The 284-nt window shown below is 68.3% G+C and carries 1 pseudogene; it reads right to left on the bottom strand.

The window, feature by feature from the left end:
• Nucleotides 1-284: pseudogene (locus ACW2Q0_RS31245) on the bottom strand (FtsK/SpoIIIE domain-containing protein); the annotation flags it as partial.

Here is a 284-nt window from a genome sequence, read left to right as displayed (position 1 = left end):
CAGAATCGTGGCGGTGTCGGTGGCGAACCGGGTGAACAGCCGATCCTCGCCACGGCCGAACTCCGCACCACCTTTCGGGTCCGCCAACCGGACATCCACCAGGCCGTCACGGATCGCCGGGCCGATACCGGCCAGGATCGACCACAACACCGAGCCCTTACCCGACCCGGTGGCGCCGGCGAGCAGGATGTGGGAGTACAGCACCCGCAGCCGCCAGGTGTCGAAATCCTCGGTTACCCCGACCGGGACCGCCTCCAGGTCCACCCCGTTGTGAACCGAGCCCA

It is taken from the genome of Nocardia citri (genome assembly GCF_054065835.1).
The sequence above is the reverse complement of the archived record's forward strand: the minus strand, read 5'-3'. Positions and strand labels throughout refer to the sequence as shown.